Origin of the sequence: Micromonospora sp. DH13 (assembly GCF_020873825.1) — a bacterium.
Classification (GTDB): domain Bacteria; phylum Actinomycetota; class Actinomycetes; order Mycobacteriales; family Micromonosporaceae; genus Micromonospora; species Micromonospora haikouensis.
Genome location: NZ_JAHWGR010000011.1, coordinates 97,366 through 123,322 on the forward strand (window position 1 = coordinate 97,366; position 25,957 = coordinate 123,322).

A 25,957-nucleotide genomic window follows, 5' to 3' on the forward strand; every position below is an offset into this window, starting at 1 on the left:
CTGCTGCGGACACAGAACAGGCCCCGGCGGATGCGGAGGGCCTGCGGGTCGAAGGGCTGCGGGACGAGGGTGCTGCGGGGCGAGGGTGCTGCGGGGCGAGCGGGTCAGGCGGTGCGCTTCGCCAGCTCGACGAAGCCGCGCCACGAGGCCGGCGAGAAGGAGAGGGTGCCGCCGTCGCGGTCCTTCGTGTCGCGGACGAGGACGACGTCGGGCAGGTTGTCGGCGACCTCGACGCAGTCGCCGCCGTTGCCGCCGCTGCGGGTGCTCTTGCGCCACTGCGCGCCGGTCATGTCCATGCTGCTGCCGCCTCCCTCAGGAGATCCAGGGACTGCGGCCGGGACAAAGCCTCGCCCCGGATCCGCTCCCACCGTCGTTCGAGAGTAGCAAGTTGGGAGGCTTGATCGATGATCTGCGCCTGGGCCTGACTGTCCACATGGGCCACCCGCGTCCCGCCGGGAAGCTCGGCGATCGTGAAGGGACCGTCGAGCCCCGGATAGGTCGGGGCGTCGCGGGGGACGATGTGCAGCTGGATGGTCGGCAGCTCCGCGCAGGTCACCAGGCGGGCGAGCTGGGCCGCCATGATCGGCCGCCCGCCGGCCGGCACCCGGCGGATCACCTGCTCGTCGAGGACGACGACGGTCGTGGGTGCCCGGTCGCAGGTGAGGATTCCCTGCCGGGCGATGCGAGCCACCACCAGGTCGTCGACCTCGACCGGCGACAGGGGCTGCCCGTGGAACGTGACGCGGGCGTACGCTTCGGTCTGCAACAGGCCCGGCACCCAGGCGAGCTGGAAGGCGCGCAGGGCGACGGCCTCGCGCTCGATGTCGACCCACGGCCGGAACCACACCGGCTCACGGCGCAGAGCATCCGGCCAGAGATCCGCCACATCCTTCCCGAGGATCCTCGCTACCTCGGCACGATGCCGGGTCTGCGGAATGCGCCCGGGGTTGGCCCAGCGGGCGACGGTCTTCGGGTGAATCCCTATGCGACCTGCCAAACTCTCGGCGGTCTCCGACGCCTCGGCGAGAGCCGTGACGAACGCATGATTCATGCCTGAGTCCCTTCAGGAACCAACGGAACGTCCGAAGGAAATCATCTAACGCTGTGTGATTGCGCCGCAACCCTGGGCAGGCTGTCATCGGGACGGCGTGGGTCGGGCTGACCGAAATGCCCCGGCCCGCGTTCGTCGAGGGGGCCGCCCGGTCGGTCCTGCGCACCAAGCGCGGGCGGCCCCCTCTCCAACGGCCACGGACAGGGGACGCAGATGCCGAACCGAGAAGGACCCACCGCGCCGGCAACCGCCCGGGCCGGCAGGCGTCGGTGACCGGCCAACCGATCGACCCGGGCGACGTGCTGCACCTGACCCGCGCCGCGAGCCCGCAGTTCGTCAAGCCGATCACCGTACGGGTCATCCGCGAGGTGCGGGACCGGCACACCTACCACGGCTGGACGTGGATCGAGGCGTACGAGCTGGACGCCCGGGGCGACGCCGTCGCCAAGCGCGAACTGTTCGTGCTGCGCGAGGGGCTGCACCGGCTCGCCGTCGCCCTGCGGCAGGCCGCGCCCGCCCGGGGCACGAGCCCGGCCCGGGTGCGCTGATGCCCCGCCCGGGTGCGCTGGTGCCCCGCGTTGGTGCCGTGATGCCCCGCCGGCATCTACCGATGCGTCCCGCCTGGCTCTGCCGGGTCTGCGCCGCCCAGTGGCCCTGCCCGCCCGCGCGACTCGACCTGCCCGCCGAGTTCCACGGCCACAGCGTCGCGCTCGCGTTCTACCTGGCCGCCGCGATGCGGGACGCCATGGACGACATGTACCGACTCGGCGGCCGTCCCGACAGGGCCGCGATGCACGCCCGTTTCCTCGGCTGGCTTTCCCTGCCCCGTCCCCGTCACTGACCGCCCACCCAGAATCTTGGACAGTTGTCGTCAGGACTGAACAGCAACTGTCCAAGAATCGCCGGTGGTACGCGACGACGACGGGCGGTGGGGGTGCCAGGGCTCGGCCCGACCGGCCCATTGGTCGCGGTTAGTCGGAAATGCGGCTTTTCCGATGGCGCTCAGCGTCGACTAAGGCAAGCAGGGCTCAAGGCCCCCGGCGCTGCTCAGGCCCGGCAGGCCCCCGGCGCTGCTCAGGCCCGGCAGGCCCCCGGCGCTGCTCAGGCCTGGCAGGCCCCGGCGCTGCTCAGGGCCGGCAGGGCTCAGGCGTCGGCCTCGGCCAGGAGGGCGGCCAGCGTGGCGGCGCGCAGCAGCGCGGCCCGCCGCTGCCGGTCCACCTCGCCGCCGAGGAACGGCGTCGAGTTCATCAGGCCGAACGCGGCGTGCGCGAGCACCCGCGCCTCGCCGTCGGGCAGGCCCGGGTGCAGGGCGGTCAGCACCGTCACCCACTGCTCCACGTAGAGCCGCTGAAGCCGGCGGATGCGGCGGCGCGGCTCGTCCGGCAGCCGGTCCAGCTCGTGCAGGTGCAGGGCGATCACGGCCGGGTTGGCCAGCGCGAACTCGACGTGGAAGTCGATCAGCGACTCCAGCACCCCGCGCGGGTCGTCGGAACGGCCGGTGACCCGTTCCCGCCCGCCGTCGAGCAACCCCTCGCTGACCGGGATCAGCGCGGCGGCCAGCATCGCCTCCTTGCCGGCGAAGTGGTGGTAGAGAGCGGGGCCGGTGACGCCCGCCGCCGCGCCGATGTCGTCCATCGACACGCCGTGGTAGCCCCGCGCGGCGAAGAGCCCGACCGCGATCTCCAGGATCTCGTCCCGCCGGGACCGTCGCCTGCCAGTGCCCGCCACGCCGCCCGCCGCTCCCCGTGCCCGCTGTTCCACCGTCACCCGGCAAGCCTAGACCCGACCGGACGCCTAGGTTACCCGCCGGTCGGCCCCCGCCAGCCGTCGTCGCCCCATCAGTCGTCGTCGTCGCCCAGGCCGTGCTCCGCCCGGACCGCCGCCGCCTCGTCCGGGCGGCCCAGCTCGTCGAGCACCCGGGCGAGCAGCCACGCCGCCTGGGACGCCGGCCGGGAGCCCGGGGGCAGGCCGCCGAGCACGTTCCGCAGCAGCGGCTCCGCCTCGCCCGGCCGGCCGGCGCGCACCAGCAGCTCGCCGCCGAGCAGCTCCACCCGGGCCGCCTCGCCGAACGCCTCGATCGACCGCAGCCGGGCCGGCACCCCGGCCAGCCGGTCCAGGCCATCGTCCGGCCGTTCGTCGGCGGCCAGCACCCGGGCACCGACCTCCGCCGCGAGCGCCGCCTCGTACGTCACCACCGGCGGCACCTCCGGCCGACCGGTCAGCGCGGCGGCGAGGCCGTCCACCACCTCGACGGCGCGCACCGCCGCCGGCACGTCCCCGGACCAGTTCAGGGCGTCGGCCTCCCGGCGGCGCGCGCGCAGCTCGTCGACCGGCGCACCGGCCAGCCGGTAGGCGGTGGCCGCCTCGGCGAACCGCTGCGCGGCCAGCGCGTCCCGGTCGGCGTCGTAGAGCAGCCCGCCGGCCTCCTCCAGCACCTGCGCCCGGTGGGGCAGGTTGTCCGGCCCGTCGAGGTTGCGGGCGAGCTGGTCCAGCAGGGCCAGCGCCGGCTCCAGCTCACCGAGGTCGACGTAGATCCCGGCCAGCAGGTGCCGGCAGCGGTCCGCCTCGGCCTGCGCCCCGAGCCGGTCCAGCCCGAGCACCGCCTCCTCCGCCACCTCGGCCGCCTCCGCCGGCCGCCCGGCCGCCCGGTACGCGTTCGCCAGCTCCCAGCGCAGGAAGGCGTCCCCGTCGGCGCCCTGCTCGACGCAGAGGGTCACCGCCTCGGCGAAGTCCTCCACCGCCTCGGCCACCCGGTCCGCGCTCAGCAGGGCCCGCGCCCGGAACACCCGCACCGGCAACCGGGCCTGCGCCGGGGCCGTCTCCAGCGCCTCGTCGCAGGCGGCAACCCGCTCGGCCGGGTCGTCCGTCGCCCGCGCGTACGCCAGGGTGGCGGCGGTGACCAGCTCGCCCACGCCCACCTCGCGGGTGAGCCGGCGGGCCAGCTCGGCCGCCGCCCGGAACTCCTCCGGCCGCTCCAGTTCCTCCAGCACGTGCGCGCGGTGCAGCGCCACCCGGGCGGCCAGCCACGGGTCGACGTCGGCCTCGGCGGCGGCCAGGTCGGCGGCGGCCAGCGCCTCCTCCCAGCGCTGCAGGTGCGCCAGCGCGAGAGCGAGCCGGTCGTACGCGGCGGCCCGCTCCCGGGCGTCGTCGTGCCCGGCGAAGAAGTCGGCGGACCCCTGCGCCAGCGCCAGCCCCTCCTCACCGTCGCCGGTCAGGCAGAGCAGCGCGCCGAGCCGGCCCGCGACCACCTGCTCGCGCACCGGGTCCGGCAGTTCCCGGTACGCGGCCAGCGCCGCCCGGTTCGCCTCCTGCGCCGCCTGCGGGCCGTCGGCGTCGGTCAGCTCGGCGGACCGCAGCTCCAGCCGCCGTGCCGCCGTGCGGGGCGGCTGCCCGGTCGCCCCGAACCGCCCGTCGTAGGCGGCCAGCGCGGCGGCCAGCCCCGCCCGGTCGTGCGTACGCCAGCAGTTGTCTGCCAGGTCGAGCAGCTCGTCGGCGGTGGCCCCGGCCGGCACGGTGGCCGCCGGAACCGGGGTCGCGGGCGGCTCGGGCCGGCGGGCCGGGCGACGGCGGAGGCTGGCCGACAGCGGCAGGTGCTCGCCGTCGGGGCCGGCGGCCAGCCGCCGGGCGATCCACTCCGACTGGTGGGTGGTGCCGTTGCGGGCGTCGAACCGCGCGGCCAGCGCGGTCGCCGTGTCGGTCAGCTCGGCGGCGAGCGCGGCGGCGGACACCTCGCCCGCCGGCCGGTCGCCGGCCGCCCGCCGGTGCAGGGTGACGTCGCCGGCCCCGGCGGCGCGGCGCAGCGCGGCGGCGGCCGTGGCCGCGAAGTGCATCGCGGCGGCCGGGGTGGGCGCGCGGTCCAGCCAGTCGAGGTGCCGCTCGACGATTTCCACGGCCCGCGCCTCGTTGCCGGTCAGCGTGCAGAACTCGACGTGGTCGCCGATGTCCCACAGGTCCGACAGGTTGCCGCGCAGCCGCCGGTACGCCTCCCGGTGCGCGTCCCGCGCCGCGTCGCCCCGCCCCGAGCGGAGGTAGGGCACCAGCAGCGCGGTCAGGATCGCCTGCGGCTGCTCCGTGCAGGTCAGCCGGCCGGCGAGGACCGGCTCGGCCAGCGCCACCGCCTCGTCGTGCCGGCCCACGTGGGCGAGGTGGGCGACCTGGGTGGTGGGATCGCAGCCGGCGCAGTCCGACAGTTCGTCGCGCGGGGCGGTCAGCCACTCCTGGTACCACCGCTCGGCGGCCTCGGCGTCGCCCACGTGGTCGGCGACCAGGTAGCGGTGCTTGTGCACGGCCTGGAGGCTGTGCCCCGCGTTGGCGTACCGGCGCTGCATGTCGTCGAGCACCGCGTACGTGCGGTCCAGCGGCAGCTCGGGGAACTTCAACATGGCGTTGACCATGTACTTGAAGTGCCAGAGGAGCTGGTGGGCGTAGCGCTCGTGGTAGGGCTGCGGGTCCCGGTCGAACTCGGCCAGGCACCACGAGAAGGTGACGAAGGACTTCGCCGGCTCGCCGCCGTAGACGTACGCGGTGGTGGCCTGCATCCGCACGGCGAACGCCAGGTGCCGGTCGTCGCCGCTGTCGGCGCGGCGCAGCAGCTGCTCCAGGGCGGCCGTGCGCCCCGCGCCGTACGGCATGCCGCTGCTCTCGTGCAGCATCCGCCACAGCTCGTCGTCACTCATCGGTGCCACTCACTCCCGTCCCGGTACGGCCCGGCCGAGCAGGCCGAGGAAGGAACTGTTCAGCAGCGCGGCGTCGGCCGCGCGGATCGGGTGGTGCCCGAGCAGCAGGGCCTGCCCGTACAGCGCCTCGACGGCGAGCCCGACCAGCTCCGGGTCGTCGAGGGTGGTGACCCGGCGGACCAGCGGATTGCGGTGGTTGAGCACGAGCTGCGGGCGGTCCGGCGGGGCGGACGCGGCGAGCGCGTCGAGCACCCCGCCCCACAGCTCGTCGGCGGCGTCCCGGGTCGCGGCGAGCTGGTCGTTGAACGCCGCCGACCGGCTGACCAGGTAGAGCGCCGGCAGCGACACCGGGTCGTACGCCCGCACCACCACCTCGCAGCCGAGCCGTTCCAGGGCCCGCTGCGCCCCGGCGAGGAACGGCCGCAGGGCCAGCTCGACGGCCGGGTCGAGGGCGTCGAAGCGGGTGGTCAGGTCGCTCGGCTCCAGCCGCTCGATGAGCACCGACCGGTCCACGGCCGGCAGCCGCTCGATCAGCTCCGCGTCGTACGTGAACCCGGCGTTGACCACCGCCAGGTCCTGGGCGGCGGCGACGGCGGCGAGCTGGCGGAACTCGTCCAGGCTGGCCGCGTACCGGACCAGGCCGTGGCGCTGGCGGAACTCGGCCAGGGTGAGGGTGCCGACGTTGGTCTCCATCGGCCACCACCGGTCGACCAGCCGCAGCATCTCGTCGTCGTGCACGGCGAGGGCCTTCACGCCGAGGTGGTGCACCTGGAGGAACTCGCCGAGCCGGCGCGGGTCGTGCCGGGCCAGCCGGACCAGCCAGCCGCGCACCTGGTCGCCGAGGGCCTCCCGGGTGGCGGTGAGCAGGGCGTCCTCGTAGAGCGCCTCGCGGCTGGCGGTGGGCCGCAGCTCCCCGGCGTCGACCACGCAGTGGGCGAAGAACGCCCAGTCGGGCAGCAGCCCGTCGGCGTGCTCGGTGAGCAGCATCCGCTTGAGGTAGACCCGGTGGCCGGCGCGGGCCGCCGGGTTCACCGGGGTCGGCAGGATGAACGCGACGCCGGTCAGGCCGGCCTCCGGCACCGACAGCGGCACCACGTCGAACGGGTCGACGCCGAGCAGCTGCCGGGCGTAGCGGGTCAGGGCCGGCCGGTCGACGCCCGCGCCGGGCGCGGTCGGCCAGGGCGGCCCGCCGGTGGTGGTGACCGTGTCGCCGACCCGGACGGTCACCGGCAGCAGCGACCCGTAGAGCCGGGCCAGCTCGGTGACGATCGCGGTGCCGAACCACTGGTCGGCGTCGCGGCGCGGCACCAGCGTCACCGTCGTACCGGGCTCCGGGCGCTGCTGACCGGCCGGGGCGACCTCGACGGCGTACCGGCCGTCGGCGTAGCCCGTCCAGAGCACCGTCGGCTCGTCGGCGTGCCGGGTGACCACCCGGATCTCGTCGGCCACCAGGAAGCAGGAGAGCAGCCCGATGCCGAACTGGCCGAGGAACTCGTGCCGGGAGAAGCCCAGCTCGTCACGCTTGGAGCTGCGGCCGATGGTGGCCAGCAGCTCGTGCACCTGCGCCTCGGTGAGGCCGATGCCGGTGTCGTGCACCCGCAGCGTCCCGTCGCCGGTCAGCTCGGGTGGGAAGATCCGCACCAGCGCCGGCGCGTCGGGCTCGCTCGCCCGCCGTGCGGTGATCGCGTCGACCGCGTTCTGCATCAGCTCACGGACGTAGACCCGTGGGCTGCCGTACAGGTGATGACTGAGCAGGTCGACCACGCCTCGGAGGTCGACCTGGAAGGTGCGGTCCAACGCTGCTGCTCCCCGGTCCGATGCCGGCGCTCACCGTACCGGTGATCACCGACGCCCGGCTGCCCCCGTTCGCCCGGAACTTGACCCTCGACCGGTGACCTGTACCGCTCCCCTTCGCCGTGGGCGCCTGACCTTCGCCCTCTCCACCCTCCTGCTCCTCCGCCTGCCGGGTTCGCCGCCCACCCTCAAGCGGCGCTCGACGTCCTCGCCGTGCCGGAGGCGGCTTACGGCCTGTTTCTCTGCGGGGCCGGCGTCGGCGGGCTGGGCGGTGCGCTGGCCGCCGCTGGCCGGGTGGGCGCGGCGCAACGGGTGGTCGGGCTGGTGACCGCGCCCGTCGGGGCGACGCTGGCCGGGCTCGCCGGGCACACGTACGGGATGCCGCCCGTCGCCTGGGGGGGCCGCCTCGGTGTTCTCGGTGGCCGCCGCCGTCGGCTGGCGGACCCTGCGGGGAATCGACCCCGGCTCCCCCCGCTGATCGGCGGACACCCGGCCGGGCGGCCCCTAGCCTGGAGCCCGGAGGGGGCGGGCCGGACCCGGGGACCTACCGGGCCGTGGCCTTCGCGGACGGTTCGGGCGGGGGGCACGGTGGTCGACGACGGCACGAAGGAGCGCCCGCTGGTGCTGGCGGGGATCCTGCTCGGCGGGGCGGGCGTCTTCGACGTGCTGGCCGGCGTCGGCGACCTGATCGGCGACCCGTACGTCTCCATCGAGGGCGGCGGGATGTACCACTACGACATCACCGGCTGGGCGTGGCTGCACCTCGCCGCCGGGGCGCTGTTGGCGGTGGCCGGGGCGCTCGTGCCGCTGGGTCGGCGCTGGTCCACCCGGCTCGCCCTGCTCGCCGTCGTCGTCGCCGTCGCGACGCACCTGCTGATGCTGACGTACCACCCGATCCGGGCGGTGATCGTCCTCGGGCTGGCCCTGACCGCCGCCCGGCTGGTGCTGCGGCAGCGGCGCTCGCGCACCGCCTGACCAGGCAGGCTACCGGGGTTCCCGGGACGGCTGGCAGACCTTGCCGGTCAACGCCGGGTCCGGCTGCTCGCTCTCCTCCCACGCCGGGTTGGCCGAGATCGCCAGCGGGGGCGCCTGCCAGGCGGCCCCGAGCCGCTGGAACAGCGGATACTCGCGCCGGTTCCGCTGGACCAGCTCGCCGCCGAGGAAGTTCACCAGCCGGTCCTGGACGAGGGACCGGTTGAGCAGGCCGCCGTGCACGCCCGGGGTCTGGAAGACCGGGATGCCGGTGTAGTCGCCGGGCGGCGCCTCGGCGGCCGTCGTGTACGGCAGGAAGGCCACCATCCGCACGCCAGGCACCTGGCACATGAGCTGGTTGCGGTAGAACGGGGCGTCGTCGAGCAGCGAGCGGATGAACGGCTCGTCCGGCCCGTTGCCCGGCGCACCGGCGAGACGCCCCAGCCCGAACATGGCGCGGAGCATCCAGCCGGTGACCACGCCCCACCCGTCGTCCTCCCCACGCGGCGGGTAGTAGGCCCGGCCGGCGTTGATCAACGGGCTGAACATGACCAGCGCGTCGACCGCCGGGTGGGGCCGCCGGGCGAGGTAGGTGCGGGCCACGATCGCCCCCTCGCTCTCCCCGACCAGGGCCACCTTCCGGCCGGTACGCCGGTGCAGCCGGTCCACCTGCGCGGCGAGCAGCCCGACGCTGTCCGCCACCGAGATGGTGGTGTCCTGTGGCCGGTAGGGCAGGGGCCGGCCGTCGGAGCCCAGCCCCCGGTAGGAGAACCGTTCCACCCTCGGGTCGCGCGGCTGCTCGCCCCCGTACGCGGAGCCGTAGCCGGCCAGCACCACCACAGCCTCGGTGACCTCCGGCGGCAGCGGTCGGGTGAGCAGCACGTCCTCGGTGCGCAGCTGGTTGCCGGGCACCGTGCTGACCAGCGTCGGGATCAGCAGCGGCACGACGAGTGCCAGCAGGGCCACGATCGGGGCCACCGGCACCCGGGCCCACCGCAGCCGGGGAGCGAGCACGGCCGCCCGTACCGTCCGGTTCCACAGCACGCCGTTGACCACGCCCGCCGCCGCTGCCACCGGCACCGTCCACCAGCCGGGCACGCTCCACGCCACCGCCCCGGCGACCGTGAGCACCACGAAGTTCAGCAGCGTCCACCCGACCAGGGGCAGCGAGGGCAACCCCCGCCACCACGGCCCGACGGCGGCGGCCCGTTGCAGGAACGGCGCGAGCAGGAACATCGGCAGCAGCGACGCGAGCAGCACCCAGGACAGCGCCACCACCGACGCGGCCACCGAGATCACCGCCCACGGCACGACGAGGACCGTGACCACCACGGAGACACCGACGTTGCGCTTCAACAGCTGGCGTACGGGCGGCCGGGGCGCCTCGACCGGCCAGGACAGCGCGACGAGGCCGGTGGTCAACGCGCCCCGGGTGAGCGCCACGTAGGCCAGCCACAGGACGAACTCCGGCCACGACCGGTGGTAGACGAACAGCCACCTCAGGTCGTGGTACGTGTCGTACGGCCAGACCGCGCTCACCTGGGGCGCGATCCCCTCGGCCGCCACGAAGTCCATGGCGACCAGGACGGTGGCCTCGGCCGCCGGGAACACGGCGGTCAGCACGAGCAGCGCGACGAGCCTGCGGTCCAGGGTCAACACGCCTCCTCGCCACCGTCGCGGGTCCTGCCCCATTCGCAGGCTCCACCGGTGGCGGGCTCCGTGTCGGCGCATCCGGCACATTGCCCACAGAAGGTCAGGTGCCGGGCCGTTGTCGTGTCCCGGGCCGGACGCCCGTGGCCGGGCGGCGGGTCAGCCGGCCATGCCTCCCGGCTGGTCGCCCTTCACGACGGGGGCCCGCACCAGGTTGCCCCACTCGGTCCACGAGCCGTCGTAGTTGCGCACCTGCGGGTAGCCGAGCAGGTGGTGCAGCACGAACCAGGTGTGGCTGGACCGCTCCCCGATCCGGCAGTACGCCACCACGTCGTCGGACGGGCTCAGCCCGAGCTGGTCGGCGTAGATCACCCGCAGCTCGTCGGCCGACTTGAACGTGCCGTCGTCGTTCGCCGCCGACTTCCACGGCTTGCTCACCGCGCCCGGGATGTGCCCGCCGCGCAGCGCGCCCTCCTGCGGATAGTCCGGCATGTGCAGCATCTCGCCCGTGTACTCGCCCGGCGAGCGCACGTCCACCAGCGGCCGGCCGGCGGCGACGTGCGCCATCACCTGCTCCCGGTACGCCCGGATCGGCGCGTCGTTGCGCTCCGGCACCGGGTACGCGGCGCGCGGCCGGGTGACCTTCTCGCGGGTCAGCTCCCGCCCCTCGGCGGCCCACTTCTGCCGGCCGCCGTCGAGCAGGCGCACGTCCGCGTGGCCGAAGAGCGAGAAGACCCAGAGCGCGTACGCCGCCCACCAGTTGAAGTTGTCGCCGTAGAAGACGACGGTGTCGTCGCGGCCGATGCCCTTGGCGGCGCACAGCTCGGCGAAGCTGGCCGCGTCCAGGTAGTCCCGGGTCACCTGGTCGTTCAGCTCGGTGTGCCAGTCGACCTTCACGGCGCCCGGGATGTGCCCGGTGTCGTAGAGCAGCACGTCCTCGTCGGACTCGACCACGACGAGGCCCTCGTCGCCGAGGTGCTCGGCGAGCCAGTCGGTGGTGACGAGCCGCTGCGGGTCGGCGTACGACTGGAGGCGGGGGTTCGGATCACTCGGCACAGGCATGAGCCCAACCTACGCCGGTTCCCCCACCCCAGGGTGACGGTCGCGGTCAGGCGCGGCGGTGCACGAGGCGGCCGGCGACCACCGTGGCGACGCAGCTCCCGTCGTCGGCGAAGACGGCCAGGTCGGCCCGGCCGCCGACGACCAGCGCGGGCGGGCGCGCGGATGCCAGCAGCGCGACCCCGTTGCGGGCGGCGGCGGCCCGCAGCCCCGGGTCGGTCACCCGGTCGGCGAGCACCGCGGCGGCCCCGAGCCCGAACAGGGCGTGCACCCGTTCGCGCGGGGTGGGGGCGGACGGCAGCGGCCCGTCGTGCACCAGCGCCGGCCCGAGCACGCCGGGCCACCGACGCACCCGCACCCCCGGGTACGCGGCCGTCAGCTCGCCGGCCGGCGCCACCGCCTCGATCCGGTCCCCCGTCACCAGCACCGCCGTGTCGGCGACCGGCCGGTCGTCGAGGGTGCGCCGCAGCAGTGGCGCGGCGTGGATGGTCCGCACGTCAGTCGGCGACCGGGCCGAGCACCGGCCGCTTCGCCGTGACGGTGTCGCCGGACGAGCGGCCGGTGAGCCGGCGCTTGACCCACGGGGCCAGATGCCGGCCCGCCCAACGCAGGTCGGCGGCGCGGGCGGCCAGCCACGGCGTCGGCGCGGGGTGCGGCGGGACCAGCAGCCAGTCCTCGTCGCAGCCGACGCCGAGGGCGGTCAGCACCTGGCCGGCGACCCGCCGGTGCCCCGCCGCCGACAGGTGCAGCCGGTCGGTGCTCCACAGCATCGGATTGAGGAAGGTGTCGTCGGCGTAGAGGTCGACCAGGATCGCGCCGTGCCGCTCGGCGGTCTCCCCGACGGCCCGGTTGAGCAGGTGCACCCGGGGCGCGACGAGCCGCTGCCCGGGCAGCCGGGCCATCACGTCGGCGAACCGGAACAGCAGCACGTCCGCGCCACCGGAACGGAGCTGCCGGACCACGTCGTCGAAGCGGGCCACCAGCGCGTCCGGGTCGAAGGTGCGGCGCAGCACGTCGTTGCCGCCGGCCGCGAAGCTGATCAGGTCGGGCTTCATCGACAGCGCGGCCGGCACCTGCTCGGCCACCACGTTGGGGAAGAGCCGACCCCGGATCGCCAGGTTCGCGTACTGGAAGTCGGGGCCGGCCTCGGCGGCGAGCCGGGTGGCCACCAGGTCCGCCCAGCCCCGGTAGGTGCCGTCCGGGTACGCGTCGTCCATGCCCTCGGTGAAGCTGTCCCCCACCGCCACGAAACTGCGCCAGCCCACCGAACCCTCCGCCTTGCCAGCAAGGAAGGGCCCCCTGTTAACGCATCCGGTTGTAAAGGGGCCCCTGCTTAACGTCAGACAGTCTGGCACCGGCCACCCGCGCACATCGTCCCGGCACCGGGAACGTGAGGGAGTTCATCGACCGCGAGGACGCCTCCGGTCGGCCGCGCCGGTAAACCGCGTCGCTCGGCCGGTCACCGCGGCCGTACGCTGCGCTGATGTTGTTGCGCATGTCGACCCTGCTGCTGCGGACCCTGCGTGAGGACCCGGCGGACGCGGAGGTGCCGAGCCATCGGCTCCTGCTGCGCGCCGGCTACGTCCGTCGCGCCGCACCGGGCGGCTACACCTGGCTGCCGCTGGGCAAGCTGGTGCTGGACCGGGTGACCGAGATCGTCCGGGGCGAGATGACCGCCATCGGCGACCAGGAGGTGCACTTCCCGGCGCTGCTGCCGGCCGAGCCCTACCGCACCAGCGGCCGGTGGGCCGAGTACGGCGACGACATCTTCACCCTCGCCGACCGCCGGGGCGCCGAGCACCTACTCGCCCCGACCCACGAGGAGCTGGCCGCGCTGCTGGTGAAGGACCTGTTCACGTCCTACCGGGACTTCCCGGTGACGCTGTTCCAGGTGCAGACGAAGTTCCGCGACGAGGCCCGCCCCCGCGCCGGGCTGCTGCGCGGGCGCGAGTTCCTGATGAAGGACGCGTACTCGTTCGACCTGGACGACGCCGGGCTCCAGGCCGCCTACGACCGGCACCGCGAGGCGTACCGACGCGTCTTCACCCGGCTCGGGCTGGACTTCACCGTGGTCCGCGCGACGTCCGGGGCGATGGGCGGATCGGCGTCGGAGGAGTTCCTGGCCGCCACGGACGTCGGCGAGGACACCTTCGTCGGCTGCACCACCTGCGACTACGCCGCCAACACCGAGGCGGTCGTCACCCGGCCCCCGGCGGCCGGCGACCCCGGCGCGCAGCCGGCGTCGGCCGTGCACGACACCCCGGAGACGCCGACCATCGCCGCGCTGGTGGACCTGGCGAACACCCGCCGGCTCGCCGGCCGCGCCGACTGGACGGCCGCCGACACCCTGAAGAACGTCGTGCTGACCGTGCGCCGGCCGGGCGCGGCCGAGGCCGAGCTGCTGGTGGTGGGGCTGCCCGGGGACCGCGAGGTGGACCTGAAGCGGCTCGGGGCGGCGCTCGCCCCGGCCACCGTGGCGGTCTTCGACGACTGGGCCGCCCACCCGGGGCTGGTACGCGGGTACATCGGGCCGCAGCGGCTGGCCGGGCTGGGCGTCCGCTACCTCGTCGACCCCCGGGTGGTCCCCGGGGCGGCCTGGCTGACCGGGGCCGACGAGCCGGGCCGGCACGCCACCGACGTGGTCTGCGGCCGGGACTTCACCCCGGACGGCACCGTCGAGGCGGCCGAGGTGCGGCCGGGCGACCCGTGCCCGGCGTGCGCCTCCGGCGCGCTGACGATGCGGCGCGGGATCGAGGTCGGGCACATCTTCCAGCTCGGCCGGCGCTACACCGACGCGTTCGCCGTCGACGTGCTCGGCCCCGCCGGCAAGCCGGTCCGCCCCACCATGGGCTGCTACGGCATCGGGGTGTCCCGGGCGGTCGCCGCGATCGCCGAGCAGCACCACGACGACCGGGGCCTGGTGTGGCCGGCGGCGGTCGCGCCGTGCGACGTACACCTGGTGGCGGCCGGGAAGGGGCCGCAGCTCGACGCGGCGCTGGAGCTGGGCGGACGCCTCGCCGCCGCCGGCCTGCGGGTGCTGGTCGACGACCGCACGCACGTCTCCGCCGGGGTGAAGTTCACCGACGCCGAGCTGATCGGTGTCCCGCGCGCCGTCGTGGTCGGTCGCCGTCTCGCCGACGGGTACGTCGAGCTGCGCGATCGCGCCACCGGCGAGCGGACCGAGCTGCCGCTGGCGGGGCTGGTGGACCGGCTGCGCGACGAGGCGCTGCGTGCCCGGGGCGATCTGGTGTAGCGGGCGGCGCACTGGGTACCGGTTACCGATCGGCACAGGTGTGTATTCGGAGGCTCCCATGACCGGTTACCGGGTCAGCGACGTGATGACGAGGCAGGTGGTCTACCTGCCCGCGGAGACCACCCTGGACGAGGCGGCCAGGGTGATGAAGGAGGCGGACATCGGCGACGTCGTGGTCACCGACGGCGCGAGCCTCGCCGGCATGCTGACCGACCGCGACATCGTGGTCCGGGCGGTGGCCGAGCGCAGCGATCCGGCGACCACCACGATCGGTTCGGTCATCACCCGCGAGGTGGTGATGATCGAGCAGCACGCGACCGCCGGGGAGGCGGCGTCGCTGATGCGGGAACGCGGCATCCGGCGCATCCTCGTGTGCGACGGCGAACGCAAGCTCGTCGGCATCGTCTCCCTCGGCGACCTGGCCATGCAGCTCGACCCCAACTCGGCGCTGAGCGACATCAGCGAGCAGGCCCCGACCGTGTGAAAGGAGGGGCCCCCTGTTAACGCCTCCGGTAGAGCAGGGGCCCCTTCTTAACCACCGTCGGGCTGCCGTCGCCCGACCGTCGGTAGCCTGAACGGATGCCCGAGATGCCGACCAAGCTGGCCGAGATCGTCGACGAGTTCGCCGCAGCCCCCCGCGACGTGGTGCTGGAGATGCTGCTGGAATATGCCGACGTCATCCCGCCGCTGCCCGGGGAACTCGCCGGCCGGGAGGGCATGGAGCAGGTCCCCGAGTGCCAGACCGCGTTCTTCCTGCGCGCCGAGGTGAACCCGGACCGGACGGTGACCACCTGGTTCGACTGCCCGCCGGAGGCGCCGACGACGCGCGCCTTCGCCGGCATCCTCGCCGAGGGGTTGTCCGGGGCGAGCGCCGACGAGGTGCTCGCCGTGCCGGACGACCTCTACCAGCGGATGGGGTTGGCGCAGGCGATCAGCCCGCTGCGGGTCCGGGGCGGCACGGCCATCCTGGCCCGGCTCAAGCGCCAGGTCCGGGAACAGATCTCCTGATCGACGGGTTGTCGCTGGTCATGGAGATCGAGATCTACGCCGACGTCGTCTGCCCCTGGTGCTGGATCGGCAAGCGCCGGCTCGAACAGGCACTGGAGTCGTACGGCGGTGAGGTGATCGTCCGGTACCGCCCGTTCCAGCTCGACCCGTCGCCGGTTTCCGAGCCGAAGCCGCTGGTGGAGGCGCTGGCCGCGAAGTTCGGCGGCCGGGAGCGGACGGAGGGCATGTTCGCCCAGGTGACCCGGGTCGCCGCCGGCGTGGGGCTCGACATGCGCTTCGACCGCGCGGTGCACGCCAACACCTTCGAGGCGCACCGGCTGATCCGGTTCGCCGCCGAGCGGGGCCGCTCCGCCGAGCTGGTCGAGGCGCTCTACCGGGCGCACTTCGCCGACGGGGTCGACATCGGCGCGCGGGACGCCCTGGTCAAGCTGGCCGCCGGGGTCGGCCTGGACGAGGTCGAGGCCCGGGACTACCTGGAGTCGAACCTCGGCCGCCGCGAGGTGGCTGCCGATCTGGCCACCGCGCGCGAGCTCGGTGTCTCCAGCGTGCCGACCTTCGTGCTGGCCGGGAAGTACGTCGTCACCGGCGCCCAGGAGCCGGAGACCCTGCTCGCCGCCCTGCGCGAGGTCGAGCAGCGCGAAGCCTGACGCGTCAGGGCCACGATCCGGGCAGCCAACGATCGGCGTCGATCACGTTCCACGTGAAACGACATCGATCTACGCCGTGGGCTGGGCGGGCCTGGCCAGCCCTTCCACCACCCGCGCACCGGGGAGCGCGCCGAGCGTCGGTCCCGGCAGGGCGATCTTGCTGTGCCGCACGCCGGAGCCGACGATCACGTACGGAGCGGCGACCACCCGCGCGTCGACCAGGATCGGCCAGTCCCCGGGCAGCCCGATCGGGGTGATCCCGCCGTACTCCATGCCCGTCAGCTCCACCGCCTCGGCCATCGGGGCGAAGCTCGCCTTGCGTACGTCCAGCGCCCTGCGGGCCACCCCGTTGACGTCGGCCCGGGTGGTGGCGAGGACGACGCAGGCGGCGTACCGGATCTCGCTCCCGCGCTTCCCGGCGATCACCACGCAGTTCGCCGACACCTCCAGTCCCACCCCGTACGCGGCGCAGAACTCGGCGGTGTCCGCGAGGCTCGCGTCGATCGGCGCGACCAGCACCTGGTCGACGTCCACCGGAGCGTCGGCGGGCCACTGCCCGAGCGCGGCGGCCACCGGGGGTGCCAGCAGGTCCGGTCGGCTCCGGGCGGGCTCGGTCTTCAGCGTTCCCATCACGGCTGCGATCCTCGCACCCCCGGACGCCGCCCGATCGCGGGACGCCCACCGCAGGTGGCCGGGCCCACGCCCAGGCGAGGCCGGACCGACGATGCCGGTGTTACCACCTCGGGGCCGGCCCAGCCCCGTGCCCGGGCCGGCCCCGAGGTGCGTCCCCCGCCCCGCCGGGGGAGTCGTCCGGCCCCGTCCCCGTGGGGACCGGTGCCGGGTCAGCCGTTCGCGACGAACGGGTTCTCCCGGACGAACGTCCGGTCCTGCGCGGCGGCGACCTCCTGGGAGCGCAGCAGGCCGGGCCGGCGGGCCTCCAGGTCTTCGAGGGCGTGCCGTACGGCGAGCCGGATCACCCCGTAGAGGAAGACGAAGCCGGCGACGTAGAGGATCACGGTGGAGACGAGGACCAACATGGCGTCACGGTAGGCAGACGTCGAACGGGGGGACTTCTCATCTACGGTCGGTTCCCCCGTACGTGGCGGCGAGGTGGTCCGCCCAGGTTCGGGTGCCCGTCGGGGTCGCCGAGGTGGTGAGGCCGCCCGCGCGCAGGGCCCGCCCGAGCCGCCCCGGCAGGCGCACCGGCAGCAGCGGGCGGCGGGAGCGCCGGGCGGCACGCCAGGCGTACGCCGCCTCGTCGAAGCGGAGCACCTGCGGGCCGCCGTACTCCTCGATGTCGCCCAGCGGCCCGGCGGAAAGCCGCGCGGAGAGCCGGGCCGCCACCTCGCCGGGGTCTACCGGCTGGACGAGCAGCGCCCGGTCCCCGATCACGGGGCCGAGTCGACCGGACATGGTGAGCAGGCGGTCGAGGAACGGGTGGAACTGGGTGGCCCGCAGCACCGACCAGGCCACGGGCCCCTCGGCGATCACCCGCTCGGCCGCCAGCTTGTGCCGGTAGTAGGGGAACGGCACCCGGTCCACCCCGACGATGGAGATGTGCACCAGGTGGCCGACCCCGGCCCGCCCGGCGGTGACGGCCAGCTGGCGGGTGCCGAGGACGTCCACCTGGTGGGTACGCCGCCCGCCCCCAGGCAGTGAGGCCAGGTGCAGGACGGCCTCCACGCCGGTCACCGCCTCGGCGAGGCCCGCCCCGGTGGCGAGGTCCACCACCGTCCACTCGACCTCCGCTCCGGTGCGGGGCCGCCGGCTCGCCGCCCGCACGGCGAACCCGTCGGCATGCAGCCGGGGCAGCACGACCCGCCCGAGACCGCCCGTGGCCCCGGTGACCAGCACCTTCATGTCCATCTCCCTCCCGACGCCCCCGGGTGGGGTCGTCCACCGACCCGACGAGCCGGCCCGCCGGCTCGTGACCGGACCCGCCCCGCGACGCCAGGCCGAAGCGCTGGTCCGGGCCACCGGGTCGGGCGCCGGGCCGCAACGCTCGGCCGGGCCACCGGGCCGGACCGCCGGGCCGGCCGGCGAGCTCACTGCGGGGAGCGCGGGGCCAACGCCGCCCGTCCCGCCGGCACCACCCGGCCGGCGAGCAGGACGCCCAGCCCGGCCAGGGCGGCCGCCAGGACCAGGGTCACCGCGTAGCTCGACCGGCCGGGGGTGGTGCCCGCCGCGAGCACCGCGCCGGTCAACGCCAGCACGGTCGCCGCGAAGAGCGAGTCGCCCAGTTGCAGGGAGGAGCTGTTGCGGCCCTGCTCGCCGGGGGCGGACAGCTCCAGGGTGAGCACCGACAGCGACGGGTAGAGCAGCCCCATCCCGAGCCCGGCGGCGGCCCAGCCGAGCACGCACACCGGCAGCGGCACCGCCGGCCACACCGCGAGCGCCACCGTGGCGGTCCCGCCGGTGATGCAGGCGAGCCCGGCGCGGACCAGCGTGGCGGAGGACCGGGGCGCGAGCCGGTCCCGCAGCCCGGCCAGGAAACCGCGCCGGGTCGCCGGCGCGGTGCCCGGCACTGCGGCGGCGGGCGCGGGCAGCCGGCCCTGCAACCAGGACCCGGCCGACCAGGAGAGCGCGCCGACGGTCAGGACCAGGCCCGCGCCGGTCGGCGTGAGCCCGCGCTCCCGGGACAGCATCAGCGGGATCACCACCTCGGCACCGGCGAACGCGGCCGAGGCCAGCCCTCGCAGCCCCACCACCGTGGGCAGGCCCCGGCCGGCCCGCAGGAAGCCGGCCGGCAGCAGCCGCGGGGCGCAGCAGAACAGGCCCGCGAGCGCGGCACCGACCAGGCCGACCGCGAGCACGCCGCGCTGCTGCCCCCCGTAGTGCAGCAGTGCGGCGCTCGCCCCCGCCCCGAAGGCCCAGCCGACCCGGGCCGCCGCGCCGGTCGACGGCCGGACGGCGGCGGACGGTGCGAGGCTGCGCAGGCCCGGCTGGACGAGCAGCAGCGCCGGCACCGCCACCGCCGGCACCGCCAGGAAGACCCACCGCCAGCCGAGGTACTCGACGACCAGCCCGGCGATCGCCGGGCCGACCAGCGACGGGATGACCCACGCGGCCGCGAACGCGGCGAAGATCCGCCGGTGCAGCGCCTCCGGGTACGCCCGCCCCACCACCACGTAGAGGGCCACCGACAGCAGGCCCGAGCCGAAGCCCTGCACCATCCGGCCCGCCACGAGCACGCCCATCGTCGACGCGAAGCCGGCGACGAGCAGCCCGGCCACGAACCAGCCCACCCCGTGCCACACGGGTGCCCGGGGGCCCCGCGCGTCGCACCACACCCCGGAGACGACCATCCCCACCACGCCGGAGGCGAAGGCCCCGCCGAACGCGAGCCCGTAGAGGGACAGCCCGTCGAGGCTGCGGGCGACGGTGGGCATGGCGGTGCCGACGGCCAGCGCCTCGAAGGCCAGCAGCGACACCAGTGCCACCACGCCCACCGTCATGGCGCGCAGCGCGGGGGCGAACAGGTGCCCCGGAGCGGCCGGGGGCGCGACGGCGGTCACCGCCGACCGACCGTGCGGAAGACCCACGCCGGTGGCGCAACCGGGGGATTCCGCCGCCGCCCGCCGGCCGGGCGTTCCCGGCTCACCTCGATCCTCAGCAGTTCGATCAGCATGCGCCCAGCCTGCGACCTCAACCCGGATTCAGGTCAAGCCGGACGTGACCGGGCTCTCACCCCGCGCGATCGGGCCTCATCCACCCCTGCTCGACGCGCCGCAGAGGATCAGGCGGACTCCAGCGCCTCGCCGACCCCCTTCGCCAGCCCGGACAGGTGCTGGTCGGCGAGCAGGTGCCCGGCGGTGATGACCAGCGCGAGCGGCCACTCGATGACCTGGAGCGCGGCGAGCACCCCGAGGCCCGCGTAGTAGGCCACCTTGTCGGGCGGCGGCACGGCGACCTCGCCCAGCATCGGCACCTCCACCCGGCGGCTGTACGTCCGCACCATCTCGTGCGCCCCGCTGAGGTGTCGCGTGATCGTGCTCATCCCGGCCTCCCCTGTGTCGTCCGCGCTGGCCATGACCCGAGCCGCGTTCCACCGTCGGCCCCGTCCATGCCAGCGACGGAGGAACTTCTCCGGCCAACCGCCGAGAAATTCCCGGACGAAGGGGGCATGACGCCCGAGCGGGCGGGAAGTCAGCCCGCCGGGACCGAGCGTGGGAGGCGAGATGGCGTACGGCGGGAGCTGCGGCGGCACGGGGAAAGCCGGCCGGCGGCGCTCCGGCCGTACCGCTCGATGACCTCGCTGGGCCGGCTCGCCGGCCGCCTCCTGCCGTCGGTGACGATGCCTCTGGTCGGCGACGTGTCCCGGACGGTGCCGCACCTGGTGGGCGACGCCTCCCGCAGCGTCGGCGTCGCCGCGACCCGGCTGGCCCGGTCGGCCGGCCTGACCAGTCGCCGGGTCTGGTCCCGGCCGGGTCGGCACCACATCGAGGTGCACGGCGTCGGCCAGGACGGCGGCGACCGGCTCGCCCGCCAGGTGGAACGCACGCTGGAACGGCTGCCCGGGGTGACCTGGGCCCGGGTGAACGCGGCCTCCGGCCGCGTGGTCGTGGCCGTCGAGGAACCGGAACCGAAACTGCGCGACCTCATCACCACGATCGCCCGCTGCGAACGCACCTGCGACCACGAGCCCGACCCGGAGATCCCGCCCCCGCACCCGCCCGAGGACGGGCCGCGCACCCCCCGCACCCTCGGTGCGCTCGCCTCGGACGCGCTCGGCCTGACCATCTCGGCGGCCACCCGGATCCTGCCGTTCACCCCGGTCCCGGGCGAGGTGTCCGGCCTGCTCACCGCCGTCGACCTGCACCCCAGGCTGCACGCCCTCGCCGGCCGGGGACTGCGCGCCGACCCCCGCGCCGACATCCTCTTCCCGCTCGCCGAGGCGGTCGTGCAGGGCCTCACCGGCGGCTGGGCCGGGATCGTGCTGGACGGCGCGCAGCGCGTCGTGCAGTGGGGCGAGGCCCGCGCCCAGCTCACGGCCTGGTCGAAGGCGGAGCCCCGGCTCACCGGCGACCCGGACCGGGCCGTCGCCCGGGTCCCGACGGCGCAACGCCCGAACCCGAAGCCGGACGGTCCCGCCGAACGCTTCGTCGCCCGGATGCTGGCGGCGGGCGCGGCGGCCGGCGCGGCGGCGATCCCGGTGGTCGGGGGCAAGCGGGCCGCCGCGCTCGGGCTCTCCAGCCTGTCCAAAGCACCGGGCAGCGGCCGTGAGGGGTACGCCGCCCAACTCGGTCGCATGCTCGCCCGGCGCGGCGTGATCGCCATGGACCGCAGCGTGCTGCGGGAACTCGACCGGATCGACACGGTGGTGCTGGACGCCGCCGTGCTCGGCTCGCAGCGGGCGGTCCTCGCCGACCTAGCCCCGCTGTCCGGGGCGGACACCGGGCAGGTGGCCGCCCGCGCCTTCGCGCTGTTCGACCCGGCCGCCCCCGGCCAGGTGCAGCAGGCCGACGGGTGGCGGCTCGGCCCGCTGGAAGACATCGGCGCGACCGACCCGGGCGACACCGACGACAGCAGGCGGCTGCGCTCCGGCGGCGGCACGCTGCTCGGCCTCGCCGAGGCGGACCGCCTCGTCGCGCTGCTCCGGGTCGAACCGGAGCCCGCCCCCGGCGTGGACGCCCTGCCCACCGCCACCCGGCAGGCCGGCCTGCGGCTGGTGGTCGCCGGCGACGACGACGGCCGGTACGCCTTCGCCGACGCCGTCCTTCCCGGCGGCCCACGGACCGTCGACACCGTGCGTCAGTTGCAGCGCGACGGCGCGGTGGTGCTGCTGCTCTCCGCCGACCGGACGGCGCTGGGGGCGTCCGACTGCGGGCTCGGGGTGGCCGGGCCCGACGAGCTGCCGCCATGGGGGGCGCACCTGCTGGTAGGCACCGACCTGCGGGTCGCCGCCCTGATCATCGAGGCGGCGGGGGTGGCCCGCCGGATGACCGCGCAGAACATCCGGCTGTCGCTGGCCGGCACCGGGCTGGGGGCGCTCGGCGCGTTCACCGCCGACCCCCGGCAGCTGCCGGGCCGGACGCTGGCCGCCGTGAACGGGGCCGCCGCGCTGGCCTTCCTGCACGGGGTGTGGCGGGCGGGCCGGCTGCCGGACCGGACGGACACCGCGCCGCCGGCCCCGACGGCGTGGCACCTGATGCCGACCGACGCGGTGCTGCGCCAGCTCGACACCGGCCCCGACGGGCTCGACGACGCCGAGGCGCAACGCCGCCTGGTCGGCCGCACCGGGGACACGCCGGGCCCGTCCGGGCTGCTCCGCGCGTTCGTCGACGAGCTGGCCAACCCGCTCACCCCCGTACTCGCCGCCGGTGCGGTGCTCTCCGCGAGCTTCGGCTCGCTGGTCGACGCGGCCCTCGTCGGCGGAGTGGTCGGCGGGTCCGCGCTGGTCGGGGCCGTCCACCAGCGCAACACCGAACGGTCGCTGGCCGAGCTGCTGTCCCGTTCGGCGGTCACCGCCCTGGTCCGTCGCGGCGGCACGGAACGGACCGTCGCCGCCGAGGAACTGGTCAGCGGGGACGTGATCGTCCTCGGGCCCGGCGACGCCGTGCCGGCGGACTGCCGGGTGCTCGCCACCGACGGGTTGGAGGCCGACGAGTCGTCGCTGACCGGCGAGTCGCTGCCGGTGGGCAAGTCCGCCGACCCGGTGGTCGCCGCCGCCGTCGCCGACCGCCACTCCATGCTGTACGAGGGCACCACCATCGCCACCGGCCACGGCACCGCCGTCGTCGTCGCCACCGGCGCGGACACCGAGGCGGGACGCAGCCTGGCGCTGGCCCGGCAGTCGCCCCCGGCCAGCGGCGTGGAGGCCCGGCTCGGCAAGCTCACCAGGTCGGCCGTCCCGTTGGCCGCCGGGTCGGCGGTGGCGGTGGCCGGGGCGGGGCTGCTGCGCGGCGTACCCCTGGCGGAGACGGCGGCGACCGCCGCGAACCTGGCGGTGGCGTCGGTGCCGGAGGGCCTGCCGTTCCTGGTCAGCGCGGCCCAGCTCGCCGCCGCCCGGCGGCTGGCCGAGCACGGCGCGCTGGTCCGCAACCCGCGCACCATCGAGGCGCTGGGCCGCGTCGACGTGCTGTGCTTCGACAAGACCGGCACCCTCACCGAGGGCAAGTTGCTGCTCGCCGGCGTCGGCGACGGCAGCGGCACCCGGTACGCCGCGCCGGAAGGGCTGGACGGTGCGCTGCGACGGACCCTGGCCGCCGCGCTGCGCGCCACCCCGGCCGGCGACCCGGACGAGCTGCCCCAGCAGACCGACCGGGCGGTACGCCGGGGCGCGGCGGCGGCCGGGGTCGACGAGCGGACCGGCGCCGACGGCTGGCAGGCGGCGGGCGGCCTGCCGTTCGAGCCGTCGCGGGGCTACCACGCCACCGTCGGCCGGGCCGGCGGCGGGCTGCTGCTCAGCGTCAAGGGCGCCCCGGAGACGGTGGTGCCCCGCTGCGCCGCCCGGCGCACCGCCGACGGGCACGACCGGCCGCTGGACGACGCCGGCCGGGCCGAGCTGCACCGGATGCTCGCCGAGCGGGCCGGCGCAGGGCACCGCGTCCTGGCCGTCGCCGAGCGTCCCGTCACCGCCGAGACCGTGACCGACGACGACGTGACGGGCCTCGTCTTCGTCGGCCTGCTGGCGATCGCCGACGGGGTACGCGAGTCCGCCGCACCCGCCGTGCGCCGGATCCGGCAGGCCGGCGTGCACACCATCATGATCACCGGGGACCATCCGGCGACGGCCGAGGCGATCGCCGCCACCATCAGCCCCGACCACGGCGAGCAGCGGGTGGCCACCGCCACCGAGCTGGACCGCCTCGACGACGACGCGCTCGCCGAACGGCTGACCCGCATTGACGTGGTGGCCCGCTGTACCCCGGCCCACAAGGTACGCATCATCCAGGCGTTGCAGCGCAACGGGCGGACCGTGGCGATGACCGGCGACGGGGCCAACGACGCCCCGGCGATCCGACTCGCCGACGTCGGCATCGCCCTCGGCCAGCGGGGCACCCCCGCCGCCCGCGCCGCCGCCGACCTGGTGGTCACCGACGACCGGCTGGAGACCATCATCGCCACCCTCGTCGAGGGTCGGGCCATGTGGTCGTCCGTCCGACACGCGCTGAGCATCCTCGTCGGCGGCAACCTCGGCGAGATCGCGTTCAGCGTGCTCAGCGCCGCCAGCACCGGCCGGTCGGCGCTCAACGGGCGGCAGCTGCTCCTGGTCAACCTGCTCACCGACCTGGCACCGGCGCTGGCCATCGCCGTCCGGCCACCCGCCGACGGCCACGCCGACCACCTGCTGCGGGAGGGCCCGGACAGCTCGCTCGGCGAGACGCTGACCCGGGAGATCGCGCTGCGGGCGGCATCCACCACGCTGGGCGCGACGGTGGGCTGGACGCTCGCCCGTTACACGGGGCGACAACGGCGGGCCGGTACGGTCGCGCTCGCCTCGCTCGTCGGCACCCAGCTCGGGCAGACCGTGTTGGCCGGCGGCACCAGCCCCACGGTGCTCGTGTCGACCGCCGCCTCCGTCGGGGCGCTGGTGCTCGTGGTGCAGACGCCGGGGGTCAGCCAGTTCTTCGGCTGCACCCCGCTCGGGCCGGTCGGCTGGAGCATCGCGGCGGGATCGGCGCTCGGCGCGACCCTGGCCAACGGCACCCTCACCCGCCTGCTGAGTAAGGAAGGGCCCCTTGTTAACGCCTCCGGTAGAGAAGGGTCCCCTTCTCACCCCTGAACCGCAGCGCGCACGGGCGGGCGAGGCGGGCGGGCCGGGCGGGGGCGGGCCGGGGCCGGGGCCGGGGCCGGACCGACCGCGTCAGGCGTCCGACCGCCAGGTCGCCGCCGCCCGGCCCAGCCGGTCGTTGACCGCCCGCCCCACCCCGACGTCCGGCACCCGCTCCGCGACGATCTCCGTGACCCCGGCCGCGTCGAGTCGATGCAGCGCGTCGAAGAGCCGGGCCGCCGCCACCGTCAGGTCACCCCCGGGCGACAGCACCTCGACCGCGGCCCAGTCGCCGCCCGCCGGTCGTTCCCGGAACGCCAGGAGGCCCCGCCGGGTGCCGTCGCCGGCCGCCGGCTCCGCCCCACCTGCCACCCGCAACGGGGTACGCGGGGCGTAGTGCGCGGCCAGCGTCCCGGGTGCCACCGGCTGGCCGGAACTGCCCGGGCGTACGGTCACCGGGCCCACCGCCTCGACCAGGGTCTCCACCGGCAGCGCGCCGAGCCGCAGCACCACCGGCCGCCCGCCCCGGGCGTCCACGATGGTCGACTCGATGCCGCAGCGGGTCGGCCCGCCGTCGAGCACCACGTCGACCGCGCCGCCCAGCCCCGCCACCACGTGCTCGGCCCGGGTGGGGCTGAGCTGCCCGAACCGGTTGGCGCTCGGCGCGGCCACCGGCACCCCCGCCGCCGCGATCAGCGCCCGCGCGGACGCCTCGTCCGGCACCCGCACGGCCATCGTCTCCAGCCCCGAGGTGACGATCGGCGGGATGGCGGCGGGGCGGTCCACGATCAGCGTCAGCGGCCCCGGCCAGAACCGCTCGGCCAGAACCGCCACCGCCTCGGGCACGGGCCCCACCAGCCCGGCCAGGTCGGCCGCGTCGGCGAGGTGGGTGATCAGCGGGTCGAAGCTCGGCCGCTGCTTCGCCTCGAAGATCCGGGCCGCCGCGCGGGCGTCGAGGGCGTTCGCGCCCAGCCCGTAGACGGTCTCGGTGGGGAACGCCACCAGCCCCCCGGCCCGCAGGACCGAGGCAGCCTCGGCGATGCCGCTCTCGACGGGCAGGACGCGCGGAGATCCGGTGCTCACCCCCCGACGCTAACCTGCCCGTCCCGGGCGCACCGGTTCGCCCCTTCTCCT

23 protein-coding genes are annotated in these 25,957 nt (G+C 75.7%); 8 read left to right on the forward strand and 15 right to left on the reverse strand.

All coding sequences use genetic code 11. The features are described from left to right. Positions 1-104 precede the first annotated feature (104 nt). Together LPA42_RS13445 and LPA42_RS13450 are read right to left on the reverse strand one after the other, a co-directional pair. A complete protein-coding gene (locus LPA42_RS13445; RefSeq protein WP_077935393.1) occupies positions 105-290 on the reverse strand; it encodes a DUF397 domain-containing protein in 186 nt (61 codons plus the stop codon). Beyond that, complete coding sequence (locus LPA42_RS13450; RefSeq protein WP_077935392.1) at positions 287-1,051, reverse strand: DUF5753 domain-containing protein; 765 nt, start codon at positions 1,049-1,051, stop codon at positions 287-289. Before LPA42_RS13450 ends, LPA42_RS13445 begins: the two co-directional genes overlap by 4 nt. Positions 1,052-1,320: 269 nt before the next feature. Here LPA42_RS13450 and LPA42_RS13455 point away from each other — a divergent pair, with 269 nt between their 5' ends. Together LPA42_RS13455 and LPA42_RS13460 are read left to right on the forward strand one after the other, a co-directional pair. Further along, positions 1,321-1,599, forward strand: coding sequence for a hypothetical protein (locus LPA42_RS13455; protein WP_228986589.1), 279 nt, complete (start codon positions 1,321-1,323; stop codon positions 1,597-1,599). Positions 1,600-1,661: 62 nt separating this feature from the next. Then, on the forward strand, positions 1,662-1,892 hold the full coding sequence (locus LPA42_RS13460) for a hypothetical protein (protein ID WP_228986590.1): 231 nt from the start codon (positions 1,662-1,664) through the stop codon (positions 1,890-1,892). 302 nt (positions 1,893-2,194) lie between these two features. On the opposite strand, the gene LPA42_RS13465 is transcribed toward LPA42_RS13460, so the two are convergent. The 3 genes from LPA42_RS13465 to LPA42_RS13475 all read right to left on the reverse strand — a co-directional run bounded on the left by LPA42_RS13465 (position 2,195) and on the right by LPA42_RS13475 (position 7,524). Then, on the reverse strand, positions 2,195-2,818 hold the full coding sequence (locus LPA42_RS13465; RefSeq protein ID WP_077935391.1) for a TetR/AcrR family transcriptional regulator: 624 nt from the start codon (positions 2,816-2,818) through the stop codon (positions 2,195-2,197). 71 nt (positions 2,819-2,889) lie between these two features. Further along, positions 2,890-5,727 (reverse strand): hypothetical protein, encoded by a 2,838-nt coding sequence (locus LPA42_RS34145; RefSeq protein ID WP_077935390.1) that lies wholly within the window; start codon positions 5,725-5,727, stop codon positions 2,890-2,892. 9 nt (positions 5,728-5,736) lie between these two features. Next, complete coding sequence (locus LPA42_RS13475; RefSeq protein WP_077935389.1) at positions 5,737-7,524, reverse strand: HSP90 family protein; 1,788 nt, start codon at positions 7,522-7,524, stop codon at positions 5,737-5,739. A gap of 585 nt (positions 7,525-8,109) precedes the next feature. Here LPA42_RS13475 and LPA42_RS13480 point away from each other — a divergent pair. After that, positions 8,110-8,496, forward strand: a complete 387-nt coding sequence (locus LPA42_RS13480; RefSeq protein ID WP_077935388.1) for a hypothetical protein — start codon at positions 8,110-8,112, stop codon at positions 8,494-8,496. A gap of 9 nt (positions 8,497-8,505) precedes the next feature. On the opposite strand, the gene LPA42_RS13485 is transcribed toward LPA42_RS13480, so the two are convergent. The 4 genes from LPA42_RS13485 to LPA42_RS13500 all read right to left on the reverse strand — a co-directional run bounded on the left by LPA42_RS13485 (position 8,506) and on the right by LPA42_RS13500 (position 12,467). Beyond that, complete coding sequence (locus LPA42_RS13485) at positions 8,506-10,152, reverse strand: triacylglycerol lipase (RefSeq protein WP_228986591.1); 1,647 nt, start codon at positions 10,150-10,152, stop codon at positions 8,506-8,508. 150 nt (positions 10,153-10,302) lie between these two features. Continuing rightward, the gene (locus LPA42_RS13490; protein ID WP_077935387.1) at positions 10,303-11,205 is read right to left on the reverse strand and encodes a sulfurtransferase; all 903 of its coding nucleotides are present in this window, start codon (positions 11,203-11,205) and stop codon (positions 10,303-10,305) included. A gap of 46 nt (positions 11,206-11,251) precedes the next feature. Beyond that, entirely contained in the window at positions 11,252-11,698 is a 447-nt protein-coding gene (locus LPA42_RS13495) for a hypothetical protein (protein WP_077935386.1), read from the reverse strand. A 1-nt stretch (position 11,699) separates the two neighbouring features. After that, a complete protein-coding gene (locus tag LPA42_RS13500; protein WP_077935385.1) occupies positions 11,700-12,467 on the reverse strand; it encodes an SGNH/GDSL hydrolase family protein in 768 nt (255 codons plus the stop codon). A gap of 218 nt (positions 12,468-12,685) precedes the next feature. Between LPA42_RS13500 and LPA42_RS13505 the strand changes: the two genes are divergently transcribed. The 4 genes from LPA42_RS13505 (at position 12,686) to LPA42_RS13520 (ending at position 16,110) form a co-directional block, all read left to right on the forward strand. Next, positions 12,686-14,455 (forward strand): proline--tRNA ligase, encoded by a 1,770-nt coding sequence (locus LPA42_RS13505; protein WP_077935384.1) that lies wholly within the window; start codon positions 12,686-12,688, stop codon positions 14,453-14,455. Between the two features lie 58 nt (positions 14,456-14,513). Continuing rightward, a complete protein-coding gene (locus tag LPA42_RS13510; protein WP_043961031.1) occupies positions 14,514-14,939 on the forward strand; it encodes a CBS domain-containing protein in 426 nt (141 codons plus the stop codon). 95 nt (positions 14,940-15,034) lie between these two features. Then, entirely contained in the window at positions 15,035-15,463 is a 429-nt protein-coding gene (locus tag LPA42_RS13515; protein WP_077935383.1) for a SufE family protein, read from the forward strand. A gap of 20 nt (positions 15,464-15,483) precedes the next feature. Then, positions 15,484-16,110, forward strand: a complete 627-nt coding sequence (locus LPA42_RS13520; RefSeq protein WP_077935382.1) for a DsbA family protein — start codon at positions 15,484-15,486, stop codon at positions 16,108-16,110. Between the two features lie 69 nt (positions 16,111-16,179). Here LPA42_RS13520 and LPA42_RS13525 read toward each other — a convergent pair whose 3' ends face one another. The 5 genes from LPA42_RS13525 to LPA42_RS13545 all read right to left on the reverse strand — a co-directional run bounded on the left by LPA42_RS13525 (position 16,180) and on the right by LPA42_RS13545 (position 20,107). After that, positions 16,180-16,740, reverse strand: a complete 561-nt coding sequence (locus LPA42_RS13525) for a YbaK/EbsC family protein (protein WP_077935381.1) — start codon at positions 16,738-16,740, stop codon at positions 16,180-16,182. Positions 16,741-16,952: 212 nt separating this feature from the next. Then, positions 16,953-17,147 carry a hypothetical protein gene (locus LPA42_RS13530; RefSeq protein ID WP_074475710.1) on the reverse strand — a complete coding sequence of 65 codons (195 nt, stop codon included), beginning with the start codon at positions 17,145-17,147 and terminating at the stop codon, positions 16,953-16,955. A 37-nt stretch (positions 17,148-17,184) separates the two neighbouring features. Continuing rightward, positions 17,185-17,970: an SDR family oxidoreductase gene (locus LPA42_RS13535; RefSeq protein WP_077935396.1), complete on the reverse strand. Its 786-nt coding sequence runs from the start codon at positions 17,968-17,970 to the stop codon at positions 17,185-17,187. 185 nt (positions 17,971-18,155) lie between these two features. Then, the gene (locus tag LPA42_RS13540; RefSeq protein WP_228986592.1) at positions 18,156-19,625 is read right to left on the reverse strand and encodes an MFS transporter; all 1,470 of its coding nucleotides are present in this window, start codon (positions 19,623-19,625) and stop codon (positions 18,156-18,158) included. Positions 19,626-19,846: 221 nt separating this feature from the next. Continuing rightward, positions 19,847-20,107 (reverse strand): hypothetical protein, encoded by a 261-nt coding sequence (locus tag LPA42_RS13545; protein WP_077935395.1) that lies wholly within the window; start codon positions 20,105-20,107, stop codon positions 19,847-19,849. Positions 20,108-20,356: 249 nt separating this feature from the next. Here LPA42_RS13545 and LPA42_RS13550 point away from each other — a divergent pair, with 249 nt between their 5' ends. Further along, a complete protein-coding gene (locus LPA42_RS13550; RefSeq protein WP_228986593.1) occupies positions 20,357-24,835 on the forward strand; it encodes an HAD-IC family P-type ATPase in 4,479 nt (1,492 codons plus the stop codon). Between the two features lie 81 nt (positions 24,836-24,916). Here the strand turns inward: LPA42_RS13550 and LPA42_RS13555 are convergent, their stop codons facing one another. Continuing rightward, entirely contained in the window at positions 24,917-25,882 is a 966-nt protein-coding gene (locus LPA42_RS13555; protein ID WP_077935378.1) for an L-threonylcarbamoyladenylate synthase, read from the reverse strand. Positions 25,883-25,957: the final 75 nt, after the last annotated feature.

Bases quoted from the DNA above. Each gene is read 5' to 3' on its own strand.
- LPA42_RS13535 (WP_077935396.1), bottom strand. From the start codon at position 17,970: ATGAAGGTGCTGGTCACCGGGGCCACGGGCGGTCTCGGGCGGGTCGTG.
- LPA42_RS13510 (WP_043961031.1), top strand. From the start codon at position 14,514: ATGACCGGTTACCGGGTCAGCGACGTGATGACGAGGCAGGTGGTCTAC.
- LPA42_RS34145 (WP_077935390.1), bottom strand. From the start codon at position 5,727: ATGAGTGACGACGAGCTGTGGCGGATGCTGCACGAGAGCAGCGGCATG.
- LPA42_RS13505 (WP_077935384.1), top strand. From the start codon at position 12,686: ATGTTGTTGCGCATGTCGACCCTGCTGCTGCGGACCCTGCGTGAGGAC.
- LPA42_RS13515 (WP_077935383.1), top strand. From the start codon at position 15,035: ATGCCCGAGATGCCGACCAAGCTGGCCGAGATCGTCGACGAGTTCGCC.
- LPA42_RS13545 (WP_077935395.1), bottom strand. From the start codon at position 20,107: ATGAGCACGATCACGCGACACCTCAGCGGGGCGCACGAGATGGTGCGG.
- LPA42_RS13550 (WP_228986593.1), top strand. From the start codon at position 20,357: ATGACCTCGCTGGGCCGGCTCGCCGGCCGCCTCCTGCCGTCGGTGACG.
- LPA42_RS13530 (WP_074475710.1), bottom strand. From the start codon at position 17,147: ATGTTGGTCCTCGTCTCCACCGTGATCCTCTACGTCGCCGGCTTCGTC.
- LPA42_RS13525 (WP_077935381.1), bottom strand. From the start codon at position 16,740: ATGGGAACGCTGAAGACCGAGCCCGCCCGGAGCCGACCGGACCTGCTG.
- LPA42_RS13460 (WP_228986590.1), top strand. From the start codon at position 1,662: ATGCGTCCCGCCTGGCTCTGCCGGGTCTGCGCCGCCCAGTGGCCCTGC.
- LPA42_RS13520 (WP_077935382.1), top strand. From the start codon at position 15,484: ATGGAGATCGAGATCTACGCCGACGTCGTCTGCCCCTGGTGCTGGATC.
- LPA42_RS13445 (WP_077935393.1), bottom strand. From the start codon at position 290: ATGACCGGCGCGCAGTGGCGCAAGAGCACCCGCAGCGGCGGCAACGGC.
- LPA42_RS13450 (WP_077935392.1), bottom strand. From the start codon at position 1,051: ATGAATCATGCGTTCGTCACGGCTCTCGCCGAGGCGTCGGAGACCGCC.
- LPA42_RS13490 (WP_077935387.1), bottom strand. From the start codon at position 11,205: ATGCCTGTGCCGAGTGATCCGAACCCCCGCCTCCAGTCGTACGCCGAC.